Below are 21,404 nucleotides of genomic sequence, written 5' to 3'. Positions count from 1 at the left end.
GGTGATAAAACTAATTACATGTCAATCCAATTCCCCTCGGCATCGGCATACACAGTTCCTGTTGTACCATCTTCAAGGGTAAGGTCCAATTTGTACTGATCTTGGTCATTTTTGTACGCCTTACTGATCGTAGCCGTAGGGTAATCTGATTCCACAGCACTTGTTACTGCCGATGGAAGGTCGGAAACGCTGATCTCTTCAAAATCCCCCTGTACGATTTCCATTGCGCTATTATTTTCCAATTCTGGGGTTTCCACATTGGCAAATGCTGTGATTCCTACAAATGATAGTACTGTTGCTAAAGCTAAATTTTTCATGGTATATGATTTTAATTGTTAAACTTGACTAACTATGTGAAAACATAGTGCCAATTCTAAAATCACACATCAAATACACGTACATTGTTGTTTATTAGTTGGTTATAATTTTAAGCTGTTTTGAAGCACTGTGTAAAAGTGTGTAATTCGGTAAACAGCCTGTGTAATTTTTATACAAGAAAGGCTGCCGAAGCAGCCTTTCATTATTGCCAATTATACGGTCACAAGGAAAAAAGACCACGGTACAACTTGGCAGAAATGGATAATACATGGATAGTGTTTATATAGCATCATCCTGATTTTGCATGTCCTTATCCTTATTTCTGCTTATTAAATACGATATCAATATGTAAATGGCCAAAGCCAATGATATTAGATTAAAGAACAGGACTATTTTATAAATCATTTTAATGTTGTTGCCTATTGTTTCCGAAATCGGATAGGAGGAACGGGATTAATTCCCGTTCCGACCTTCCACAGCACCCAGCGTACGGATCCGTACTGGGCGCTTCCTTAATTTATGTCCTGACCTTCATGTAGAACTCCAGAAGAGAAGGGTATCCGGCCTTAGATAATCGTTTATTCGTGATAGTCCATCGAAGAATATCAGTATTGGCTATACGCCAATAGTTCTTCCTCGTATTGGCATATTGCCACGCTTGATTCTTGCTTAGACCGAGTTTAATTAACATTCTTCCTTTTGTCCGAATATGCTTCCATTGTTTCCAGATGCACATTCGCAGACGTCGACGGTACCACATATCTATATCCCTCAACAAATTCTTCATGTCTGCCATTTTAAAATAGTTCACCCAACCTTTAATAAATTGATTGAGCTTCCCCTTTCTTATGGCGCCTCCCCCTCCGTTACTCCTTGATGTTAACAGCTTGATATGCTGTTTCATTTTATGGATACTGTCAGGGTGGGCTCGGAGTCTCCCTTCTCCTTTATATTGGTAAAAGGAGTATCCGAGGAATTTAGTCTTTCTGATATAGGTTACTTGTGTTTTCTCCTTATTTACTTTCAGGAATAATTTATTCTCTATAAACGGAATAATGTTCCGTAGTGTTCTCTCTGCACCCCTCTTACTTTTGCAGAGGATGATAAGGTCGTCCGCATAGCGGACGAACCTATGCCCCCTTTTCTGGAGCTCCTTGTCCAGCTCGTTGAGTAGGACGTTGGAAAGTAATGGGCTTAGCGGGGAACCTTGCGGAACCCCCAGCTTGGTTTCTTCAAATTTATTCCCATTGACTACTCCAGCGCGAAGATATTTATGTATGAGCGATATTACTCGTCCATCCTTTGTGGTTCTTGATAATACTTCCACGAGTTTACTGTGGTTCACCGTATCGAAGAAACATTGCAGATCCATATCAACAGAATAAGTATAGCCGTTGGTGATATAATCCCTGCATTTCTTCAGTGCTTGATGAGCATTCTTGTTGGGTCTGAAACCATAGCTGTGCGCTGAGAACTGCTTCTCGTAAATAGGAGAGAGTACCTGAGTGATGGCTTGTTGAAACACCCGGTCTACCACTGTTGGTATGCCAAGTGATCGTTTCTTTCCATTCGCTTTAGGTATCTCTACCCGTCGTACTGGATTGGGACGGTATTTTCCGTCCCTGATGGATTGTAATAGTTCGTCCCTGTTCTCCACAAGATAGACCTTTAAGGCATCGACTTCCATCTTGTCCACCCCTCCTTTCCCTTTGTTACTCCGAACCCTTTTGTAGGCTTGGTTAAGATTAGAAGGAGACAGGATCTGTTCAAGCAATCCATCTTCTAATAGATTGACATTTGTAAGGTTGTTTTCAATTATCCTCATAAAGGTCTGCCCTGCTGCATATCTTTCAGGTTCCGCCCTATCCTTTTGCTGCCAGGTATCTTTCGATGTTTTCTGCTCTCTTCCCTTCACAAGGTAATATTCATTGACTACTTACTTCTTAAGGTTCACCCCTTCCCGGTGTCGATTGATTCCGGTACTATGGGATCTGCTGACTTCTCATAGCAAATCTTGTTTCAACCATAGCTTCATACACTGTTTCGACTATGTCTATGAGACCTCCCGTGGTAAGACATATCACTTTCGTTCCATATATCCGCATCATCTACACTCTGACCTCCGTATAGCTTTAGGACTTCGCTTTGAGTGGCAAGCTCATCCAGATCAGACATGCCTTATATGATGTTCGTGTTCCTCGGACCAGAACTTTGCTGCCGGCTTCCTTCAGATTCCACCTCACGATGGACACCCTTGCCATTAGCTAATGATAGGTAGCTATAAACCCTCATAACGGACTTGCACCGTCAAGTAATATGCCATGCACGGCACACCACTAAGAAAAGAAAGCCGTACAAAATGCACGGCCTCTTCCCAAACCAACCAACCTAGTTGAGACAACCCACAAGGATTATCAAAATTTAATCATGTCATCGAAAACAATTTCGATTGTACTTTTAAGACACACCTTTTAATGATAGGTCACGCCAGAACACAAAAAAATCCGCTATCCATTTAGGAAGCGGATTAATTCGTTGTCTTTTAAGTTTTTATGCTTGGTGTGTTGGCTTTAAAAGGTCGTTTACCGTTTTAACAGGGTTAAAGGTTACCAATGGCACCTCTACAAAAATAGTGTTCCAAAAGGCCATGCCCCCGTTCCACAGACCAGGAAGTTCCAAGGCTTTCAATTCCTTGCCTTCTTTGGTTTTTCCTGTAATAAAACCTTGCTTGGTGTCCACAAATTCCAATAGGTTGAACTTTTCTCCTTTATGGTTCCGTACACCGCAGACCAGGTCGACGGGATTAAAATGTGTTGCGTTCTGTACTATTGCAGCTTGCTCTTTGTTGTCCATATCAATTTGGGCGGACTCTATGATTTGAAGCGATATGTTCCCTTGACCATCTTTTATCCAAAAAGGGCCTCCACCGGGTTCTCCCTCGTTTTTAACCATGCCACAAACTCGGATGGGGCGGTTTATCCTATCTTTTAAAACCTTCTTTTGTTCGTCCACGCTGAAATCATCGTAATTTTTGGGCATACGAACATTGAGGTCTCTTTCCAAAAAAGCTTTTATTTCATCCGATTTTTCAATGGAAACATCGTCTTTTTCCAAAAGTTTGGCATAAGAAAAAGCCTTATCCTGTACTTTTTTTAGGACACCGGCCAACATTTTTTTGCTGTTGGCCACGGTCTCCAAGTTTTTATCAACGACTACGTTATCAATATTTTTAATGAAGATAATGTCGGCATTTTGATCATTAAGGTTTTCGATGAGCGCCCCATGCCCTCCCGGACGAAACAGAATGGTTCCATCGCTATTTTTGAATGGCTGGTTCTCCATATCCACCGCAATGGTATCCGTTGAAGGTTTTTGGTTGGAGTAGGACACTTTAAAAATGGTATCGGTCAGCTTTGAAATTTTTGGCCCTACCAAGGCTTCTTCCTTGGCGAACATCTCATCGTGCTGTTCCGATACGGTAAAATGAAGATTGGCCCTGCCCTTTGTTTTCGCATAAAGCGCAGCTTCTTTTAAATGTTCCTCGAACGGGGTTGCCGTCCCTGTATCATATTCATGGAAAGGCAATAGCCCTTTTGGATAAAAACCGTAATTGAGCCCATCCTCGGCCAACATCTCCTTTACAAAAAGATAGGATTCTTCATCCTTGTTGGATGCTTTGCCATTTATTCTTGACATTATGAGGTCGTAAAAAGGAAAATCCGAAAGGTTCTCGGTAAACTTTTTTGCATCCTTGTCACCAGTTCGCTCTATGTATTCGGAGAGTTTTTCTTTTGATGGATCATAACTGTCCAAAAAATTGAACATGGCCTTGAACATTCGGGATGCCGCTCCCGAAGCGGGCACAAACTTTAATAGTTCCAGTTCTTTTCTGTTGTCCTCAAAATACTGAAGCAGGTCGAGTTGTTCTTTTTCGGAAAACCTAAGTATGCCATTACCCACCACAGCGGCTTGCGATAGCTGAACAAAGGGGATGCCCTCTTTAAATGTTTGTATTTGGTTTGCTACTTTTTCTTTGGAAATTCCTTTGGAATCCAATTGTTCCAAGTCTTTAGGACTTAATTCAATCATGTTTTTGGAGAAGTTTATCTATATAATTTACTGCTGTGGATAGCCTTGACGCTTTATCCCCCCTTAAAATAACGAATTTCCTGTTATTATTCTCCAAAGCTTCCTTGAAATACGCAAACATTCGTTCTCTTTCATCTGGCTTGTCCCTCAAATCATCCGCCTCCCATGGTGTATCTATATATGTCAAAAAGTATAGGTCGTAGGTGTTTTTTAGGGCGTACTCCTCCAAAAGTAAGTCGCAGGTTCTATTGTAATAAGCCTCCGAATAAACCTTGGTCTCCAAAAGATCCGTGTCACAAATAAGGACTTGATTTGCCTTTTTGGCCAACTCATTTTCCAAACGCATTTGGCCGTAGGCAATGGGAACCAAATCGTGGGGTTCGCAAGTTTTTTTCTCCCTGTCCCATTTCTCTTGAAGATATTCCCGTGCATATTCGGGCACCCATTGCGTATTGTAGTGCTCGGCCAATTGTTGGGCCAAGGTGGTTTTTCCGGTAGACTCGGGTCCAAAAAGGACTACTTTTATGAGGTTTGAGGGCTCTTGCCCAAGTTTTTCTTCCATGCTAGATATCCCTGTATTGCCAACACAGTAAAAATGAGGTACTGTAAAGAGAACATACCCCATCCTCTATATGCGTACAAAGGTACAGTTATTAAATCACCCAAAATCCAAAGGGTCCAGTTTTCCAGTTTTTTATTGGCCATATACCACATCGCAGTAAAGAAAATCCCCGAAGTGAATATATCCACGTAATTGGTCGGTTCTATTTCCGCACCAAACATCCTGTATACCCCATAAGTAACCAACATGGTCAGTAGGAAAAAACCAAACCCTGTCCATTTTTCTTTGGAATTGGTTCTCGAAATATTGACCACCAGCCGTCTATCATCTCTTCTTCGGGCCCAGTTCCACCATCCGTATATGCTCATAATGGAGTAATAAAAATTCATCATCATATCACCATACAGGCGATCCACAAGAAAGATATAGGTAGTTATTACGGTAGCGACCAATCCCGTGGGATACACCAAAATATCTTCCCTTTTGGCATAGACCACGCTGGCAATTCCAAAGAAAAAAGCAGTGGCCTCTAAAATGATCAGGGATAGTTCTCGGTCTCCGTAGGGGCCGAGAAAAAAATCAAAAATGGGGTTCATACTCGCTTCGGTCGGATTTTACCATTTTCATGGTAAGTACTACATGGTCCAAGTTCTCAAAACTTTCCTTGATTTCGGAATGGAGCAGCTCCATTACCTTATCATAATCACCAAACACCTGTGTACTCAATGGGTTTTCTAAAACAGTGAGTCCCGAATCGCGCAACTTTTTGATAAAATCAATGACAGGAGCTTCAAAATTGTCTTGAAGTGGTGATAAGGTTAGTTCAACGGATACTTTCATGGGCAGTTATAGTTTCAGCAAAACTACAAAAAGGAATCATCATCCCCCCATCATTTTAAGCGCATAAACGCATGTAAAACCCTCAAACTCTATAAATTCAATTTCGTAATGCGATCTTTTCCCTTCGTACAATATCTCGGCCACGGTACGGGTGTCCTCAAAAGAAAAATCAATCACATTAATATGTCTTAAAAAACTGAGTCCCTGCCGTGCGTAAATTTTGTAAAGCGACTCTTTGGCGCCCCAAACAATGGTGAGCTTTCGCATCAATGCTTCCGAATTGGCCAAGGTTTTGTACTCTTGGATGGGCGTAAATTTGTGGGCGATCTTTAGGATTTTATCCCGTTGCATCTCAATATCGATGCCGACCTCATCGGTTTCACTGATAATTATTCCGGTAAAGTTGTGCGAATGGGTAATGGAGATAAATTTCCCATCCTTAAGATGCGGTTTTCCAAAGTCGTCATAATACAGGTCATGATCTACATATCCCGCCTTTGCCATAAGGTGACGAATACTCAAAAAAGCCCTTCGGTGTGCCTCCGATTTCATGCCGTCCATCCTGTTTTGGCAATGCGTTGTAAGCTCCACACCCTTAGCAAGTTCAGCCTCTGGCTCGGTAACCTTCCAAATGTAGACTTTGGTCGTTGGCGAAACTGTTATTGTTTTGTAAATGGGCATGAACTAAAGTTAAGTGAATTCGTATCTTTGTCGCACTATTTAAGCGAAGCTACAAAAGTAAATTTATATAAAATATGAGCACAAAGACAATTCCGCATGTACCTTACAAAGTAAAGGATATCTCTCTTGCAGATTGGGGAAGGAAAGAAATTGAGCTTGCTGAGGCCGAAATGCCAGGGCTTATGGCCTTACGTGAAGAATACGGGAGCCAACAACCTTTAAAGGGTGCAAGGATTGCCGGTTGTCTTCACATGACCATTCAAACCGCTGTTTTGATCGAAACCTTGGTGGCCCTCGGAGCTGAGGTAACCTGGAGTTCTTGCAATATCTTTTCTACGCAAGACCACGCTGCTGCGGCAATAGCTGCTGCAGGAATCCCGGTTTATGCTTGGAAAGGGATGACCGAAGAGGAATTTGACTGGTGCATTGAACAAACCTTGTTCTTTGGTGAGGCAAGAAAACCATTGAACATGATCTTGGACGATGGCGGGGACCTTACCAATATGGTCCTTGACCAATATCCCGAGTTGGCAACCGGAGTAAAAGGACTTTCCGAAGAGACCACAACCGGAGTACACCGTTTGTATGAAAGAATGAAAAAGGGAACGCTTCCCATGCCAGCCATTAACGTGAACGATTCTGTGACCAAGTCCAAATTTGACAATAAGTATGGATGCCGTGAGAGTGCCGTGGATGCTATCCGCAGGGCCACGGACACCATGTTGGCCGGTAAACGTGTTGTGGTTGCCGGTTATGGCGATGTTGGAAAAGGAACCGCTGCATCATTCCGTGGGGCAGGTGCCATTGTTACCGTTACCGAAATTGACCCAATTTGTGCTTTGCAAGCCTGCATGGACGGTTTTGAAGTGAAAAAATTGGAAACCGTGGTGTCCAATGCCGATATTGTAATCACTACAACAGGCAACAAGGACATTATACGTGAAGAGCATTTTAGAGCCTTAAAGGACAAAGCCATTGTTTGCAACATTGGCCATTTTGACAACGAAATTGATATGGCTTGGTTAAATGGAACCTACGGCGATACCAAAGACGAAATAAAACCACAGGTTGACAAGTACACCATTGATGGCAAAGATGTAATTATCTTGGCCGAGGGTAGATTGGTAAACCTTGGATGTGCCACGGGCCACCCAAGTTTTGTAATGAGCAACTCGTTCACCAACCAAACCTTGGCACAAATAGAGCTTTGGAACCACAGCGACAAATATGCCAACGAAGTTTATATGCTTCCGAAGCATTTGGACGAAAAAGTGGCTAAATTGCACTTATCTCGTTTGGGCGCTGAGTTAACTGAGCTCAAGCAAGAGCAGGCAGATTATATCGGTGTAAAAGTAGAAGGACCTTTTAAGCCTGAATATTATCGCTATTAATCTTAAAAAGCTTTTATAAAACAAAAACCCATGGCAAAACCATGGGTTTTTTTATCAAATACTGAAGTCTAGTCTCCCAAAACAGTCTGGTCGTAGTAACAAGTCTTGTTTTCTTGAAGCAAGGCCAATCCTTCTTCCCTAGTACTCATAGGGTCTATTTTAACCTTTTCCCCGTTTGGCATATAAACAATATAGAAACCTTCTTCAAAAGAGGATAGCTTAATAATCTCACCATTTGGGCGAACGGCATTCCAAGATTTTTCATCTGGTTTATACACCAAATCAATTTTCTTTCCTTTTTTTGGTCCCTCCACCACGGTAACTTGAATTCTGTTTTTGGTGGCCACCATTTTAAATTTGTTTCCATCGTGCTCTACCATTTGAGTTTCGGATTCCCCATCTTTCATAGCAATGGGGTTAGATCCCGACCAAAACTCGATTACGTTAAAAATAAGGGTGTCTCCAAGAAAAAACAGGCCGTAAACGGGAACTATGTTCAATCCCCAAAATATGAGGTTATCCAAAAACTTGCTATCCGTTAATCCTTGGTTCCAATCTTTTAAATTGTTGAAGGCACTAAAAGAACCTAAGCAGCTAGTAAATAAAACAGAACAAGCCAATAATGATGAAATGATTGCTTTTTTCATGATATAAGATTTATAGTTAATGTTATTAAAGCTACAAAAAAACTTTATGTAAAAGTCACAATGGGTTATCCATGAACTTTTTTTGGCATCATTTAATTGGTTACATTGCCTTGGCAATTTATATTCAAAACAATGGACAACTGGTACAGTATACAAAATGTAAAAGCAGTGGATTCACCGTCAGTAGCGTTGTACTTGGAACGCGTTAAGTACAACATTAATGAGATGATTACATTGGTAGATGGCAAAACAGAACGGTTGATGCCACATATCAAAACCAACAAAATGCCCAAGGTAATGGAGCTATTGGTGGCATCCGGAATCTCCAATTTTAAGGCTTCCACCATTGCTGAAGCGGAAATAGCTGCTGAAGCTGGAGCTAAGTCTGTTTTGATTTCCCATCAACTTGTTGGGCCCAAAGTAAAACGCCTCCTTAGTCTGATGAAACACCATTCTGAAACCCGGTTTTCCACTATTTTGGACAATATGGATAGTGCCGAGCTTTTAAACCAAGAGGCTTTGGACCATGAACTCACCATCGATATTTATATTGACATCAACAACGGGATGAACCGTTCCGGAATCGAAGTTGGTCATGGCCTCGATGAGCTAATGGCTTTTCTTAATACTTGTAATGCATTACATTTTAAAGGGTTCCATGTGTACGATGGTCATCTACGCGACACCGATTTTGAGGAGAGGAACCAAAAAATTGAAAAGGGACTTGAAGAAGTAACCGCATACTTTAAAGCGGTTCAAGAAAAGTACCCAGACTCCCAAATGATCTGTGGCGGAACACCTTCCTTTACATCCCACTTAATTAACAAAAGTAGAATTACCAGCCCGGGCACTTGTGTGCTTTGGGATTGGGGCTATGGTGAAAAATTAAAGGAGCAAAACTTTAAACATGCCGCACTTTTGATCACAAGGATTATTTCCAAACCCACCGAGGGTATTATTACAGTAGATCTGGGCCATAAATCCGTGGCGGCTGAAAACCCCATTGACAAACGGGTAAAATTTCTCAATCTAGAAAATTATGAATTGCTTTCACAAAGTGAAGAACATGGTGTGATCAAAGTAAAAGATTGGGACAAACATAACGTTGGAGATGTTTTATATGGCATTCCGTATCATATTTGCCCTACTATTAACCTTCATGATGAAGCATCCGTTATCGAGAATGGCAAAAAGGTTGATACTTGGGAAATTACAGCCCGAAAACGGAAATTACGCTTCTAATACAAGTCCAAGATTTACCCAAACCCTAAAAATAGAGGTTCATTTCAATATTCTACAAGAAAAGAAGGCCACTCCCCATCACTCCAAAAAATCACCATTAGTTTTTGAAATCTTTAAAAATGATGGCAAATAAAAAAGGCCCCGCCAAATGCGGAGCCTTTTCCAAAATATCGTTGTTGCTTATTACGCTTCAAAAGGTTCGATGGAAACGTAAGATTTCCCTCCAACTTTCTTTTCAAACTTAACAACACCATCTACCTTGGCGTGCAAGGTATGGTCTTTTCCTGCGTATACATTTTCACCAGGGTTGTGCTTGGTACCACGTTGTCTTACAATAATGTTACCAGCAGTGGCTGCCTGACCACCAAAAATCTTAACACCTAAGCGTTTCGATTCTGATTCTCTACCGTTTTTTGAACTACCTACACCTTTCTTGTGAGCCATGATATATAAATTTTAGTTCTTTTCTTTTATTTGCTTAACGCTTCTATCAACTCGGCTTTCTTCATGGAAGAGTAACCGGTAATTTCCTTGGCCTTTGCCATTTCCTTCAATTCAGCAACAGTTTTGGAACTCAAATCCTCAGTTGCCTTTGGAGCTTCCTTTTTTGGAGCTTCCGCTTTTTTCTCTGCCTTTTTTGGTTCGGCAGCTGGTTTTGCTTCAGCCTTAGCAGGAGCCGCTTTCTTGGCACCTTTTGCTACAATACCTTCAACCACGATTTCGGTCAAATATTGCCTGTGACCGTTTTTCTTCTGGTATCCTTTACGTCTTTTCTTTTTAAAGACGATTACCTTATCTCCTTTGAGGTGTTTTACTACTTTGGCCTCAACAGCCGCACCTTCTATGACCGGGGCGCCAATGGTTACGTTACCACCATCTTCCAAAAGAAGCACTTTGTCGAAAGTAACTTTATTACCTTCTTCTTCCTGCAAACGGTGAACGTACACTTTTTGGTCTTTTGCAACTTTAAATTGCTGCCCTGCCATCTCTACAATTGCGTACATAATGCGTTAATTAGATTAAAATTACTTCGCTTTATCAAAATTAGCGGGTGCAAATATACTGCTAAATCCTTAATCCACAAGTAATCTTCCCTGATTTAACCCATAATTTTTTTTGAATTGTTACTGGTTTTAAAGAGTTGCATAAACGAGAGGGTCAAAACCAAAGTCGTGGCAAACCCCATTATGGCCACTGTAAAAAAAACAATGCCTTGGAAATTCTTATAGTCGTTGGACCATGCCGAGGAGAGTTTATCAAGAAAAGCACTGTCCAGCTCCGTTGCATAGAGGGCAAAAAAGATGGTGAACAACAACGTGGCAACAAAACCGGTTGTAATGCCTGCGGTAAATCCATTTCCATAACTAAAACTCTTGCCCTGCCTTATTTTGGTATACTTGATTGTCTCATATATACCAAAACCAGTAATCACCCCATTAAACAGGCTGTAAAAAACATTGGTATGCTTTCCCATCAAAGCCAAAATCAAAAAATATGCGATCAGTACAGCACTGGTAACTATTCCGAAACGGATTGGAAGGGTTAAATTTTTCATATTTCAATTTTTGGATTCATTGTTTAATTTACTGAATGTTTGTGAATTATCCCACATTTTAAATCTAAAGACTTTTATAAATTCACAGGATCGTCATAAAAAATTTTATATTTAGCGTAACATCGATTGAAGAATCGATACCAACCTCTTAGCAATATCAATTTTTAAATACTAACTATTAACATGAAAAAACATTTGTTTTCTGCATTTACAATGCTCTTTGCGGTAACCCTGCTTTCTGCACAGGAAGTGGTTTTTGAAGAGTATGATCTAGACAACGGCCTGCACGTTATCCTACATCAGGACAACGGTGCACCTGTGGTTACCACATCGGTTATGTACCATGTGGGATCCAAGGACGAGGACCCCGACAAAACGGGTTTTGCCCACTTTTTTGAACATTTATTGTTCGAAGGCACCAAAAACATTGAACGAGGTGAGTGGGACCAAATCGTTGCTTCCAATGGAGGAAGGCATAATGCCAACACCTTTTTGGATCGCACCTATTATTATGAAGTTTTTCCTTCCAACAGTTTGGAGGTCGGCCTTTGGCTGGAATCGGAACGATTGATGCACCCTATAATTGGACAAATTGGCGTGGACACCCAAAAAGAAGTGGTACAAGAGGAAAAGAGACTTCGGGTAGATAACTCTCCCTACGGTGCCTTTTTTAATGAAATCCTGAAAAATCTATATGCCAACCATCCATATCGCTGGGGGGTTATAGGGTCTTTTGAGCATTTGGCCAGTGCCACTTTGGATGATTTCAAAAAATTCAACCAAACCTACTATGTGCCCAACAATGCGGTTTTGGTTGTAGCTGGCGATTTTGAAGCTGCCAAGACCAAAAAAATGATCGAAGATTATTTTGGCCCTATTCCAAGAGGCGCCGAAATTCAAAGGCCAAACGTAAAGGAAGAGCCTATCACCAAAACCAAGTTTGCCAAGTATTACGACCCCAACATCCAAATCCCTGCAATTTTATTGGCTTATAGAACACCAGGGCAGGGACAACGGGATGCTTATGTGATTAACATGATTTCTACTTATTTAAGCGATGGGGAAAGCTCCAAACTCTACAAAAAATTGGTGGACGAGAAAAAAATGGCGCTGCAAATACTTTCCGTGCCCATTGATGCCGAAGATTACAGCTCCTACATTGTTGGGGGCCTTCCGGTTGGGGACAATTCCATTCAGGACATCAAAAAAGAAATCGATGAAGAGATCCTAAAACTTCAAATGGAGTTGATTTCCGAAAAAGATTACCAAAAACTTCAGAACAAGTTCGAGAACCAATTTGTAAATGCCAACAGTAGTGTTGAGGGCATCGCCAACTCATTGGCAGAAAATTATATGCTGAAGGACGACACCAACCTCATCAACACCGAGATTGATATTTACCGTTCCATTACCCGTGAAGAAATCATGGAAGTGGCCAAAAAATATTTGAAGGTAAACCAACGATTGGAATTGGAATATTTACCAGAACAAAAAGATGCTAATTAAGATGAAAAAATATTTAATTTTAGCTGTGCTGTCCTTATGCATGACAGCCTCATACGCACAAATTGATAGGAGTACGCAACCTGAACCAGGGCCAGCTCCCAAGATCAACTTAAAAGAACCTGCCCGTTTTGAGCTTAAAAATGGCTTGAAGGTCCTGGTAGTGGAAAACCACAAATTACCCAGGGTTCGCATTCAGCTTTCCATTGACAACCCACCTATTTTAGAGGGTGACAAAGCTGGGGTATCCGCACTTACGGGAAGCATGTTGGGCAAAGGGTCCAAAAACATCCCAAAAGACGAATTTTATGAAGAAGTGGATTTCTTAGGTGCCAATATCTACATTGGTGATCAAAGTGCCTTGGCAAGTTCCTTGTCCAAATATTTCCCAAGAATTTTGGAATTGATGGCCGATGCCGCACTCAATCCAAATTTCCTTCAAGAAGAGTTTGAGAAAGAGAAAGAGAAAGTCCTTACTGGAATCAAGTCCCAAGAAAAAGACGTTTCCGCCATTGCGGACAGGGTTCAATTGGCCTTGGCCTACGGAAAAAATCACCCTTTTGGTGAATTTATGACCGAGGAAACCGTTAACAATGTAACCCTACTCGATGTGGAGCAATTCTACCGATCTTATTTTGTTCCCGCCAACGCTTATTTGGTAGTAATCGGTGATGTAGAATTTGAAAACGTGAAAGAATTGGTGACCAAGGCGTTCACTCCCTGGTCCAAAGCAGCCCCGCCTTCTTTTAGCTATTCCGACCCAAAAGATGTGCAGTACACCCAAATCAATTTTGTGGATATGCCCAACGCTGTGCAGTCCGAAGTAGCGGTGGAAAACATCACCCACTTAAAAATGAAGGACGAGGACTATCTGGATGCCCTTTTGGCCAATAGAATATTAGGTGGCGGTGGACAGGCAAGGTTGTTCAAAAATTTGAGAGAGGACAAAGGGTACACCTACGGTTCCTATTCCGGATTAAGGGCCAATAAATTTAGTCCAATGCGTTTTAACGCCTATGCGCAAGTTAGAAATGCCGTTACCGATAGCTCCGTGGTCGAAATCTTGAAAGAGATAGATAAAATAACTTCCGAGCCTGTCTCCGATGAAGAACTGGCTAATGCAAAGGCCAAATATGCAGGAAGCTTTGTGATGGCCCTCGAAAAACCTGAAACCGTTGCCGAGTATGCACTGAACATAGAGACCGAGGATCTTCCAAAGAATTTTTACGAAACCTATCTGGAACGATTGGACGCCATTACCAAAGAAGATGTGCTCCAAGCAGCCAAAAAGCACTTTTCCACCACCAATGCCCGTGTAGTTGTTACCGGAAAGGGAAGCGATGTTTTGGAAAACTTGGAAAAAGTGACCTTTAAAGGGAAAACAATTCCTGTTCTCTATTATGATAAATATGCCAACAAAACGGAAAAGCCTGACTATAATGCCGCGGTTCCCGAAGGGATGGATGCCAATACTGTATTGAAAAACTATATTGAGGCCATTGGCGGAAAATCCAAACTGGAAGGCGTGGATTCTTATTCCATGTTGGCGGAAGCAGAAATGCAGGGCATGAAATTGGAACTTGAGATGAAGAAAACGTCCCAAGACCAATTTATGAAAAATGTAAAAGTACAGGGCAACTCCATGCAAAAACAGGTTTTGGATGGCGATAGTGGCTACATGGTGGTGCAAGGCCAACGAAAAGACCTTTCCCCAAAGGAAATTGAAAAAATCAAAGAAGAATCTGCCGCTTTCCCTGAATTGAATTACTTGGCTGCAGGCGATGTTGCCTTGGAAGGTGTTGAGCCTGTGGGCGACAAAAAGGCCTACAGGCTAAAAATAAACGACAGCAAAACCGCTTTCTACGATGTGGAAACCGGTCTAAAAGTTCAGGAAATCAACACTCAGGAAGTACAAGGCCAGCAAATGACGAGTACATTGGGGTACAGTGATTACCAAGAAGTTTCAGGCATCAAATTCCCATTCAAGCTGATGCAGAGCATGGGGCCTCAAAACTTTGAATTTAATGTAAAGGAAATCAAAGTAAACGAAGGAGTCGAGGCATCAGACTTTAAATAAAAAAGACTTTATCACATAAAAGGCGCTCTTTCTGGAGCGCCTTTTTTAATGTTCATCAATTTGCTAAAAACTGTACTGTATAAAAGCAGATAAGTTTCTTCCAGGATCATTGATGGGTACCCGACCATAATCCGCTTGGTTCACAAAAGAGAAATTCAGGTGATTGTTGTAGGTCTCATCAAAAATATTGGATAATGCCACACCGACGGTCAAATGTTCGAAGGGCTTTGCACCAAAACGCAAATCCACAACCCCATAACCATCCGTACTTTGCTCTCCAAAGGAATTAGCAATATTGGACTGTTCCGATGTAAGCGTATAGGTTGCCCTGGCCCAAATCATTTCTCTCTCAAAACTTAAGTTGAAGCGGCTCACCAAAGGTGGTGTCAAGGGAAGGGATTCATCCAAATCTTGATTCTTGGCATAGACATAGGACAATTCCGTTTTAAAGGTGAAATCTTCCAAAAAGGCCAATTCCCCAAAAACTTCAAACCCTGTTTTGTAAGCATCATTCAAATTGGTGAATCTTTTTACTTCGGTAGGTTCCGCCATGGGCATGTATTTTTTATCCAAAGATGGGTCTATCACAGGAACAATATAATTGTCATAGATAGCATAATAGACAGAGGCTCCATAGTCCAATCGGTTGAAAGCATATCCCTCAAAATTGGTATTTGCTTTAACGCCCAACTCAAATTGATTGTTTATCTCGGCGTCCAAATAAGGGTTGCCCACATATTCGTATGGATCTTGCCCGACCGAAAAATGGTTGATAAAGCGTTCGACCATATTGGCGGAACGCACTCCTCTACCATAAGCCAATTCCAATAAAAGATTGGATGTGGCCATATATTTAAATGATGCTGTTGTACTAAAATTATGCTCCGTTCTTGTATCCAAATCGGGATATTCGGCAACAAAATCATCTGCTGGTGCATCTGTTTTGGACAGAACCATATCATACCTCGCCCCTACATTCAGCAACAACCTTTTGGATAACGGATATTTACCCTCTACAAACGCTCCGTAATCATCAATTTGGGAATCTTGCCATACCTCATCCACAAATTCCATGGGCATGGGGAGTGTTTCCCCAGTCATTATGTTCCTTTTCACCAAACGGGTCCTGGTTCCCGTTCTCCCAACTGAAAATGCATCAATTCCTGTGTAGAGCTTAAAATTGGTGGCTGGTCGCCATTCCAGTTCCACTCTTCCACCAAGGGTTGTGGCGTCCACTTCTGATACCGCCTCTGTCATCATAAAAGTGGGTCTTAGTTCATTGGTCATAAGGTGGTCCACTTTGGAACGATATATCTTGGCGCTCAAGGCTTTTAACCGATCGGACACATTGTCCAATTTATAGTCGACAGAAAATACATTGCTGTTATCTTCCTCAGTATCCATGGGCAGTCCGGCATGCAGTACATCCCTTCCAAAAGATTGCCGGAATCCTAGCTGAATCCTCTGGTTTTTTGTTGGATTGTATCCTACTTGAACACCATAATCGGTACTTTTAAAAGACGATGGCACCTCATTTCCATCTCCGTCCTCATAGTTGCCAAAATCACGGAGTCCGAAATTAAGGTTCACATCAAACTGCTGACCAACATACTTTATATTTGCAAAACTGGTAATGGCATTTCCGTTGTTCTCCGCTCCAAAGTTTACTTTGCCATGATAGCCTTTATCTTGTTTTTCAACCTCTTGGGTCACCAAATTCACAATGCCACCAAAGGTGGGCCCGTATCTAAAGGTATATGGCCCTTTAACCACTTCTACCCGCTCTATCTCTTCTGGGGTCACATGAGTGGTAATGGGGTCCATCCTATTGGGACAGGCGTGCATCACCTTGGTTCCTCCATTAAATTGAACATTGAGCTGCTCATATTGAGAAGCCCGAAAAGACGGATCTATGGCATAGTTACCCCGTTTAATCAGATTAAAGCCATTGATATCCTTAAATAAATCGGCCACATTCTTGGATTGGACAATTTTCTTTTCCGGTTCGCTCTTAAATGAGGACAAAACCGGATCTGTTTTTCGTTTTCCCTCTACCAGTACCTCATCCAATTGTACCGGTGCTTTTGATAAGGTATCTTGCGCATTTGACACTTGCGCATAGGACACACTGGCCCCAAAAAGCAAAACACAAAGTTTTGCCATCGCACTTTTATTCATTTTGATTTTATGTTAAGATTATACATGTTCGGCAATGGGTGTTTGCCGTTTTTATTGTAAAACCTTAAGCCATAGGCGGTTTAATGAGGGTATCGCTAAAACGATATGAATAGGATTCTGAGTAATAAAATGAGTTAGGGTTAGCCTCAATGCTATTTGGTATGTTGTAGCTAGGTATTTCCATAAAAAAGATCCTGACTTCTTCCCAACCGATTACCGGCATGGGCTCTTCATCCTCCGCTTGGGCACGGAGCATTTGGGCCAACATACATTTGCCATCGCAATTAAGTTCCGGTTTGTCCTTGTTTTCGCAAAGTTCCTCTATAAACCCATCCCTATCCAAACAGTAATACACGTACATTGATGAAAAACGGAGATTGCTTATCATTATCAAAACAATGAAAAGACAAGCAAAAAGGTTTTTGGGACTAAATATGGACTGTATCCTTTGCAACGAGTTTTATTTAAGTTGCAAAGATAAATCTTACTCAATGGCAAGAATATGAGAATAATCATTAATTAACACATATTAGTCCTTTATTATATAGAAGTGGTTTAAACTTTTTTCTTCTTTTTCCTGTTGAATTTTTTAAGAGCTATTACGATGAACGCGAGATAGTTGAACCCTTTCCAGCTTTCGACCGTCGTATCGAACCTGTTGAGCAGCGATCGGAAGCTGTCCATCCACGCATTGGTGCGTTCCACGGCATATCGTTGATCGTAAAGTTCCTTATCGAAATATTCGTCCCGATCGGTATTCCCGTTGCGTTTGTTGAAACATACGTTCGCGTTTATCTCCTTGTTGGCGCAGGAGCTTCGGAAATCCTTGGAATCGAAACCGGCATCGGCGTTCAGGAACAGCCCCTCCACCGTGATATCGGCCTGTTCGAGCGTTCCCGTGACCACCTCGAACTGCACCTCTATATCATAGAGGTCGTTATGGTTGCCCGCCACGGGCTCGGACATGGCCAAGGGCAGTCCCTGCCTATCGGTCAGGTACAGGGCGTTGGTAGTTTTCCTCTTCTTCCTTCCCTGGTATTCCACGCTATGGCCGCCCCTTATCGCCGGCGTATGGCTACCGTCAAGGTCCACGCTGGAAAGGTCCAGCTCGGCCCTGTGCCTGCTCATGAACTTTGTCCAACAATCCTTCCAGGTCCCTGATAGGCACCACTTCCGATAATGGTGGTAGACCGATTGCCAGCTAAGGGCCCTCCCTGAGAATAGCGCCCTTACCGGCAACTGGTTCCATTGTACCCCCGTCTTGAGCTTATACAGGATCGCGTTGACAATCTCCCCAAGGGGAACGGTCGGAGGGAAACCTCTTTTTGTTCTCGGTATAAATGGCACAATTTCCATTTCTATCATATCTTTGTCAAGTACACTGTACATAAAGGGTTGTTTTGGAATTATTTATGTTTGGCAACACAAATATCCGCAACCCTTTCTTTCGATCCAAAAAAGTTTAAATCACTTCATAATGATGTTTGACAGTTGTTTATTTTTGTAGTTAAATAAAAATCCATGAAAAAAACCTTTTTTATCCTAAGCTGTGCCATTTTATTTTTGAGTTCCTCCTGTAAAGAAGAAAAAAAAACTACCGAAAGTACAACCCAAATGGAAAAAGTGATGGCCATCCATGATGAGGTAATGCCCAAAATGGGAACCATAGGTAAATTGGTCGGGGAGCTAAAACCTAAAGTGGATTCCACCAAAACGGGGCAGCAATACGAAATCGCTATGAAAGATCTTCGAGATGCACATAAAACCATGATGGACTGGATGAAGGATTTTGGTGATAGATTCAATCACGAAGAGATCTTAAACGGCAAGGAGCTTTCCGAAGAAAAAAAGCGATGGTTGGATGAGGAAGAAGAAAAAGTGATAATGGTCAAGGAAAAAATAAATGGCAGTATTGCAAGGGCCGAAGCGCTACTCGCTAAGGATTCAGTGCAATAAATCAATTTTTCCACCGCAAACTTTCCATAATCCTTCGGATATCGTTCTGTAGGTACATGGCTGCGGGAAGAATGGAATCGTAGTTGGGTTTTGCGTAAAAATACAGAGAGCCTGTTACAAAATGGTTGATACTGTCTGTTACATAAAATTGCGATTGCGATGCTGCATTGCCACTTACTTCGTAGAACATTCCGTACACGCCATCTTCTTGATTAATAAATGGTTGTTCCGCAATGTTATCGGCTTTTACCACGTGCTCATAAGATAGTTTCTGTGCATCTACAAGCAAGGTGTCCAAATTGCCTTGAACCGGTTTGTAAGTGAGGTAGATTGACCCGTTCATCATTGGATAGTCCAGAACCATGGAACAATCCTTACTTTCCTTGATTTCAGAAAGGATGTTTTTATCAAAAGTATACACACAATCAGGGCTGGACTTTGCGTACTCAGCAACCGGATAATCCAACCGAAGCATAGCTTTGGGTTTTGGCAAAACCTCACCCTTACACCCAATAAAAAATACGGCAAGACCAATAAAAAAGAAAATGTTATACTTCATGTGGCAATGTTACTTTTATACGTTTCAATCTTTTTTTGTCCATACTTTCCACAATAAACTTGTAATCCTTGAACAAAACCTTTTCTCCTATTTTTGGAAAACTACCTGATATTTCAAGCACAAACCCTGCTATAGTTTCAGATTCGCCCTTTTTGCTTTCAAACTCATCTTCCTCTTCTATTTTTACCACACGATAAAAATCCTTTAAGGCTGTTTTGCCATCAAACACATAATTGTAATCGTCCAATTTGGAGAATACCAGGTCTTCATCATCAAATTCATCGCTGATATCCCCCACGATTTCCTCAATAATATCTTCCAGAGTAACAATTCCAGATGTACCGCCATACTCGTCCACCACTACGGCCAAATGATTTTTTTTGTCCTGAAATTCCAACAGCAAATCATCCAGTTTCTTGTTTTCCGGCACAAAGTAAGGTTCGCGGATCAGCGACATCCAGTTAAAACTCTTCCTCTCAATATAGGGCAGCAAATCCTTCACATAAAGAACGCCCATAACATTGTCCATATTTTCCGCAAATACGGGAATTCGGGAATATCCGTTCTTTTTGATTTCTTCTAGTATTTCTGGAAACTTCATTTTCTCGTTGACCGCGAAGATGTCTATCCTTGGCCGCATTACTTGCTTGGTGTCGGTGTTTCCGAAGGTTACAATACCCTCCAATATTTTCTGTTCTTCCTTTGTGGTATCTCCTTCAGAGGCCAGTTCCAAGGCTTGGGAAAGATGGTTGATACTCAAATTGGATTTTTTCTTTCCCAATTTATCTTCCATAAACAAGGTTACGTAGCGCATTGGTGAGCTCAATGGCGTAAAAATATAGCTCAATACTTTTAGGGGAACCGCTATAAATTGCGAAAACTGCACTCGATTACGGTTGGCATAGATTTTCGGAAGGATTTCCCCAAACATCAAGATCAGAAAGGTGGCCACAACTACTTCCAACAAAAAACGCAACGTTCCATCAATTCCTTCAAAAATCGTATCACCTATGGAACTGAACAGCAATACAATTCCGATATTAATGGCATTATTGGTAATCAAGATGGTGGCCAATAACTTTTTGGGCTTGGTCAATAACTCCACAATCAATTTGCTTCGGGAAGAATTGCTCTCCTGCATTTCGTTGACATCGGTCTGTGACAGGCCAAAAAGTGCTACCTCTGCGGCCGAAATCAAAGCTGAGCCAGCCAAGAGCAGTATCAGCACAACAATTTTTAAAGGGAATATTCCACTAAATGTGGTAAGATAAATTGCCAAACAATGGGGCTCGGGATCCAATTTAATATTGCTTTTTTAGTGTTTTATTTAGAATGGCAGGTCGTCATCCTCTTCCTCCGAATTATCGGTAGGCGCAGCAGGGCTTTCAGCCTTGGATGGCTCTTGGTAGTTAGGGGACGAACCTGATGATTGTGCATTGGCCATGCTTTCCTTTTTGGTCGTTAAAAAGGTAAAATCCTGTACGTGCACTTCGGTGGTGTATCGGGTATTACCGTCCTCACCTTGCCATTGCCTGTTTTTTAAACGGCCCTCCACATAAACCTTGTCACCCTTACTAAGGTACTTTTCACAAATTTCAGCGGCCTTGTTGCGCACAACAATATTGTGCCAATCTGTATTGGTCACTCTTTCGCCGGTTTGCCTATTGGTATAGGTCTCATTGGTGGCCAAAGGGAATCTACCGATACAGTTTCCGCCTTCAAAATAGTGCATTTTCACTTCGTCTCCCAAATGCCCGATCAGCATTACTTTGTTCAATGTTCCGCTCATATCTCTTTAATTAATCA

The 21,404-nt window shown here is 41.6% G+C and carries 22 protein-coding genes; 5 read left to right on the top strand and 17 right to left on the bottom strand.

The window, feature by feature from the left end; translation table 11 throughout:
- Nucleotides 1-14: 14 nt before the first annotated feature.
- The 7 genes from VM932_RS04980 to VM932_RS04950 form a co-directional block, all read right to left on the bottom strand.
- The gene (locus tag VM932_RS04980; protein WP_326277454.1) at nt 15-317 is read right to left on the bottom strand and encodes a hypothetical protein; all 303 of its coding nucleotides are present in this window, start codon (nt 315-317) and stop codon (nt 15-17) included.
- A 518-nt stretch (nt 318-835) separates the two neighbouring features.
- Nucleotides 836-2,233, bottom strand: a complete 1,398-nt coding sequence (ltrA, locus tag VM932_RS04975; RefSeq protein WP_326277453.1) for a group II intron reverse transcriptase/maturase — start codon at nt 2,231-2,233, stop codon at nt 836-838.
- 635 nt (nt 2,234-2,868) lie between these two features.
- Entirely contained in the window at nt 2,869-4,407 is a 1,539-nt protein-coding gene (locus VM932_RS04970) for a DUF4301 family protein (protein WP_326277452.1), read from the bottom strand.
- Nucleotides 4,400-4,969, bottom strand: a complete 570-nt coding sequence (locus tag VM932_RS04965; RefSeq protein ID WP_326277451.1) for an ATP-binding protein — start codon at nt 4,967-4,969, stop codon at nt 4,400-4,402. The genes VM932_RS04970 and VM932_RS04965 overlap by 8 nt, the downstream gene beginning before the upstream one ends.
- Nucleotides 4,930-5,565, bottom strand: a complete 636-nt coding sequence (gene pnuC / locus VM932_RS04960) for a nicotinamide riboside transporter PnuC (protein WP_326277450.1) — start codon at nt 5,563-5,565, stop codon at nt 4,930-4,932. Before pnuC ends, VM932_RS04965 begins: the two co-directional genes overlap by 40 nt.
- Entirely contained in the window at nt 5,549-5,809 is a 261-nt protein-coding gene (locus VM932_RS04955; protein ID WP_326277449.1) for a thiamine-binding protein, read from the bottom strand. Before VM932_RS04955 ends, pnuC begins: the two co-directional genes overlap by 17 nt.
- A 39-nt stretch (nt 5,810-5,848) precedes the next feature.
- On the bottom strand, nt 5,849-6,490 hold the full coding sequence (locus tag VM932_RS04950) for a 4'-phosphopantetheinyl transferase family protein (protein ID WP_326277448.1): 642 nt from the start codon (nt 6,488-6,490) through the stop codon (nt 5,849-5,851).
- 74 nt (nt 6,491-6,564) lie between these two features.
- On the opposite strand from VM932_RS04950, the gene ahcY reads away from it, so the two are divergent.
- On the top strand, nt 6,565-7,881 hold the full coding sequence (gene ahcY, locus VM932_RS04945) for an adenosylhomocysteinase (protein WP_326277447.1): 1,317 nt from the start codon (nt 6,565-6,567) through the stop codon (nt 7,879-7,881).
- A gap of 68 nt (nt 7,882-7,949) precedes the next feature.
- On the opposite strand, the gene VM932_RS04940 is transcribed toward ahcY, so the two are convergent.
- Entirely contained in the window at nt 7,950-8,528 is a 579-nt protein-coding gene (locus VM932_RS04940) for a DUF3332 domain-containing protein (protein WP_326277446.1), read from the bottom strand.
- A gap of 132 nt (nt 8,529-8,660) precedes the next feature.
- On the opposite strand from VM932_RS04940, the gene VM932_RS04935 reads away from it, so the two are divergent.
- Complete coding sequence (locus tag VM932_RS04935; protein ID WP_326277445.1) at nt 8,661-9,770, top strand: D-TA family PLP-dependent enzyme; 1,110 nt, start codon at nt 8,661-8,663, stop codon at nt 9,768-9,770.
- 183 nt (nt 9,771-9,953) lie between these two features.
- On the opposite strand, the gene rpmA is transcribed toward VM932_RS04935, so the two are convergent.
- From rpmA to VM932_RS04920, 3 genes are all read right to left on the bottom strand, one after another.
- Nucleotides 9,954-10,214: a 50S ribosomal protein L27 gene (gene rpmA, locus VM932_RS04930; protein WP_163624958.1), complete on the bottom strand. Its 261-nt coding sequence runs from the start codon at nt 10,212-10,214 to the stop codon at nt 9,954-9,956.
- Between the two features lie 26 nt (nt 10,215-10,240).
- Nucleotides 10,241-10,774 carry a 50S ribosomal protein L21 gene (gene rplU, locus VM932_RS04925; protein ID WP_326277443.1) on the bottom strand — a complete coding sequence of 178 codons (534 nt, stop codon included), beginning with the start codon at nt 10,772-10,774 and terminating at the stop codon, nt 10,241-10,243.
- 95 nt (nt 10,775-10,869) lie between these two features.
- A complete protein-coding gene (locus VM932_RS04920) occupies nt 10,870-11,325 on the bottom strand; it encodes a DUF4199 domain-containing protein (RefSeq protein ID WP_293165745.1) in 456 nt (151 codons plus the stop codon).
- Between the two features lie 183 nt (nt 11,326-11,508).
- On the opposite strand from VM932_RS04920, the gene VM932_RS04915 reads away from it, so the two are divergent.
- Nucleotides 11,509-12,831: a M16 family metallopeptidase gene (locus VM932_RS04915; RefSeq protein WP_326277442.1), complete on the top strand. Its 1,323-nt coding sequence runs from the start codon at nt 11,509-11,511 to the stop codon at nt 12,829-12,831.
- 1 nt (nt 12,832) lies between these two features.
- Nucleotides 12,833-14,905, top strand: coding sequence for a M16 family metallopeptidase (locus VM932_RS04910; protein ID WP_326277441.1), 2,073 nt, complete (start codon nt 12,833-12,835; stop codon nt 14,903-14,905).
- A gap of 63 nt (nt 14,906-14,968) precedes the next feature.
- Here VM932_RS04910 and VM932_RS04905 read toward each other — a convergent pair whose 3' ends face one another.
- The 3 genes from VM932_RS04905 to VM932_RS04895 form a co-directional block, all read right to left on the bottom strand.
- Complete coding sequence (locus VM932_RS04905; protein WP_326277440.1) at nt 14,969-17,068, bottom strand: TonB-dependent receptor domain-containing protein; 2,100 nt, start codon at nt 17,066-17,068, stop codon at nt 14,969-14,971.
- A gap of 79 nt (nt 17,069-17,147) precedes the next feature.
- Complete coding sequence (locus VM932_RS04900) at nt 17,148-17,471, bottom strand: hypothetical protein (RefSeq protein WP_326277439.1); 324 nt, start codon at nt 17,469-17,471, stop codon at nt 17,148-17,150.
- Between the two features lie 167 nt (nt 17,472-17,638).
- Nucleotides 17,639-18,472 carry an IS5 family transposase gene (locus VM932_RS04895; RefSeq protein WP_326277438.1) on the bottom strand — a complete coding sequence of 278 codons (834 nt, stop codon included), beginning with the start codon at nt 18,470-18,472 and terminating at the stop codon, nt 17,639-17,641.
- A 132-nt stretch (nt 18,473-18,604) separates the two neighbouring features.
- Here VM932_RS04895 and VM932_RS04890 point away from each other — a divergent pair, with 132 nt between their 5' ends.
- Nucleotides 18,605-19,039, top strand: a complete 435-nt coding sequence (locus VM932_RS04890; protein WP_326277436.1) for a hypothetical protein — start codon at nt 18,605-18,607, stop codon at nt 19,037-19,039.
- Nucleotide 19,040: 1 nt separating this feature from the next.
- On the opposite strand, the gene gldD is transcribed toward VM932_RS04890, so the two are convergent.
- From gldD to VM932_RS04875, 3 genes are read right to left on the bottom strand one after another with little or no spacing between them, the layout of a single operon-like run.
- The gene (gene gldD, locus VM932_RS04885; RefSeq protein WP_326277434.1) at nt 19,041-19,598 is read right to left on the bottom strand and encodes a gliding motility lipoprotein GldD; all 558 of its coding nucleotides are present in this window, start codon (nt 19,596-19,598) and stop codon (nt 19,041-19,043) included.
- Complete coding sequence (locus tag VM932_RS04880; protein ID WP_326277432.1) at nt 19,588-20,898, bottom strand: gliding motility-associated protein GldE; 1,311 nt, start codon at nt 20,896-20,898, stop codon at nt 19,588-19,590. The genes gldD and VM932_RS04880 overlap by 11 nt, the downstream gene beginning before the upstream one ends.
- A 27-nt stretch (nt 20,899-20,925) precedes the next feature.
- A complete protein-coding gene (locus tag VM932_RS04875) occupies nt 20,926-21,387 on the bottom strand; it encodes a single-stranded DNA-binding protein (RefSeq protein ID WP_326277431.1) in 462 nt (153 codons plus the stop codon).
- Nucleotides 21,388-21,404 lie beyond the last annotated feature (17 nt).

Source organism: Flagellimonas halotolerans, from assembly GCF_035818535.1.
In the GTDB taxonomy this organism is placed as follows: domain Bacteria; phylum Bacteroidota; class Bacteroidia; order Flavobacteriales; family Flavobacteriaceae; genus Flagellimonas; species Flagellimonas halotolerans.
The sequence above is the reverse complement of the archived record's forward strand: the minus strand, read 5'-3'. Positions and strand labels throughout refer to the sequence as shown.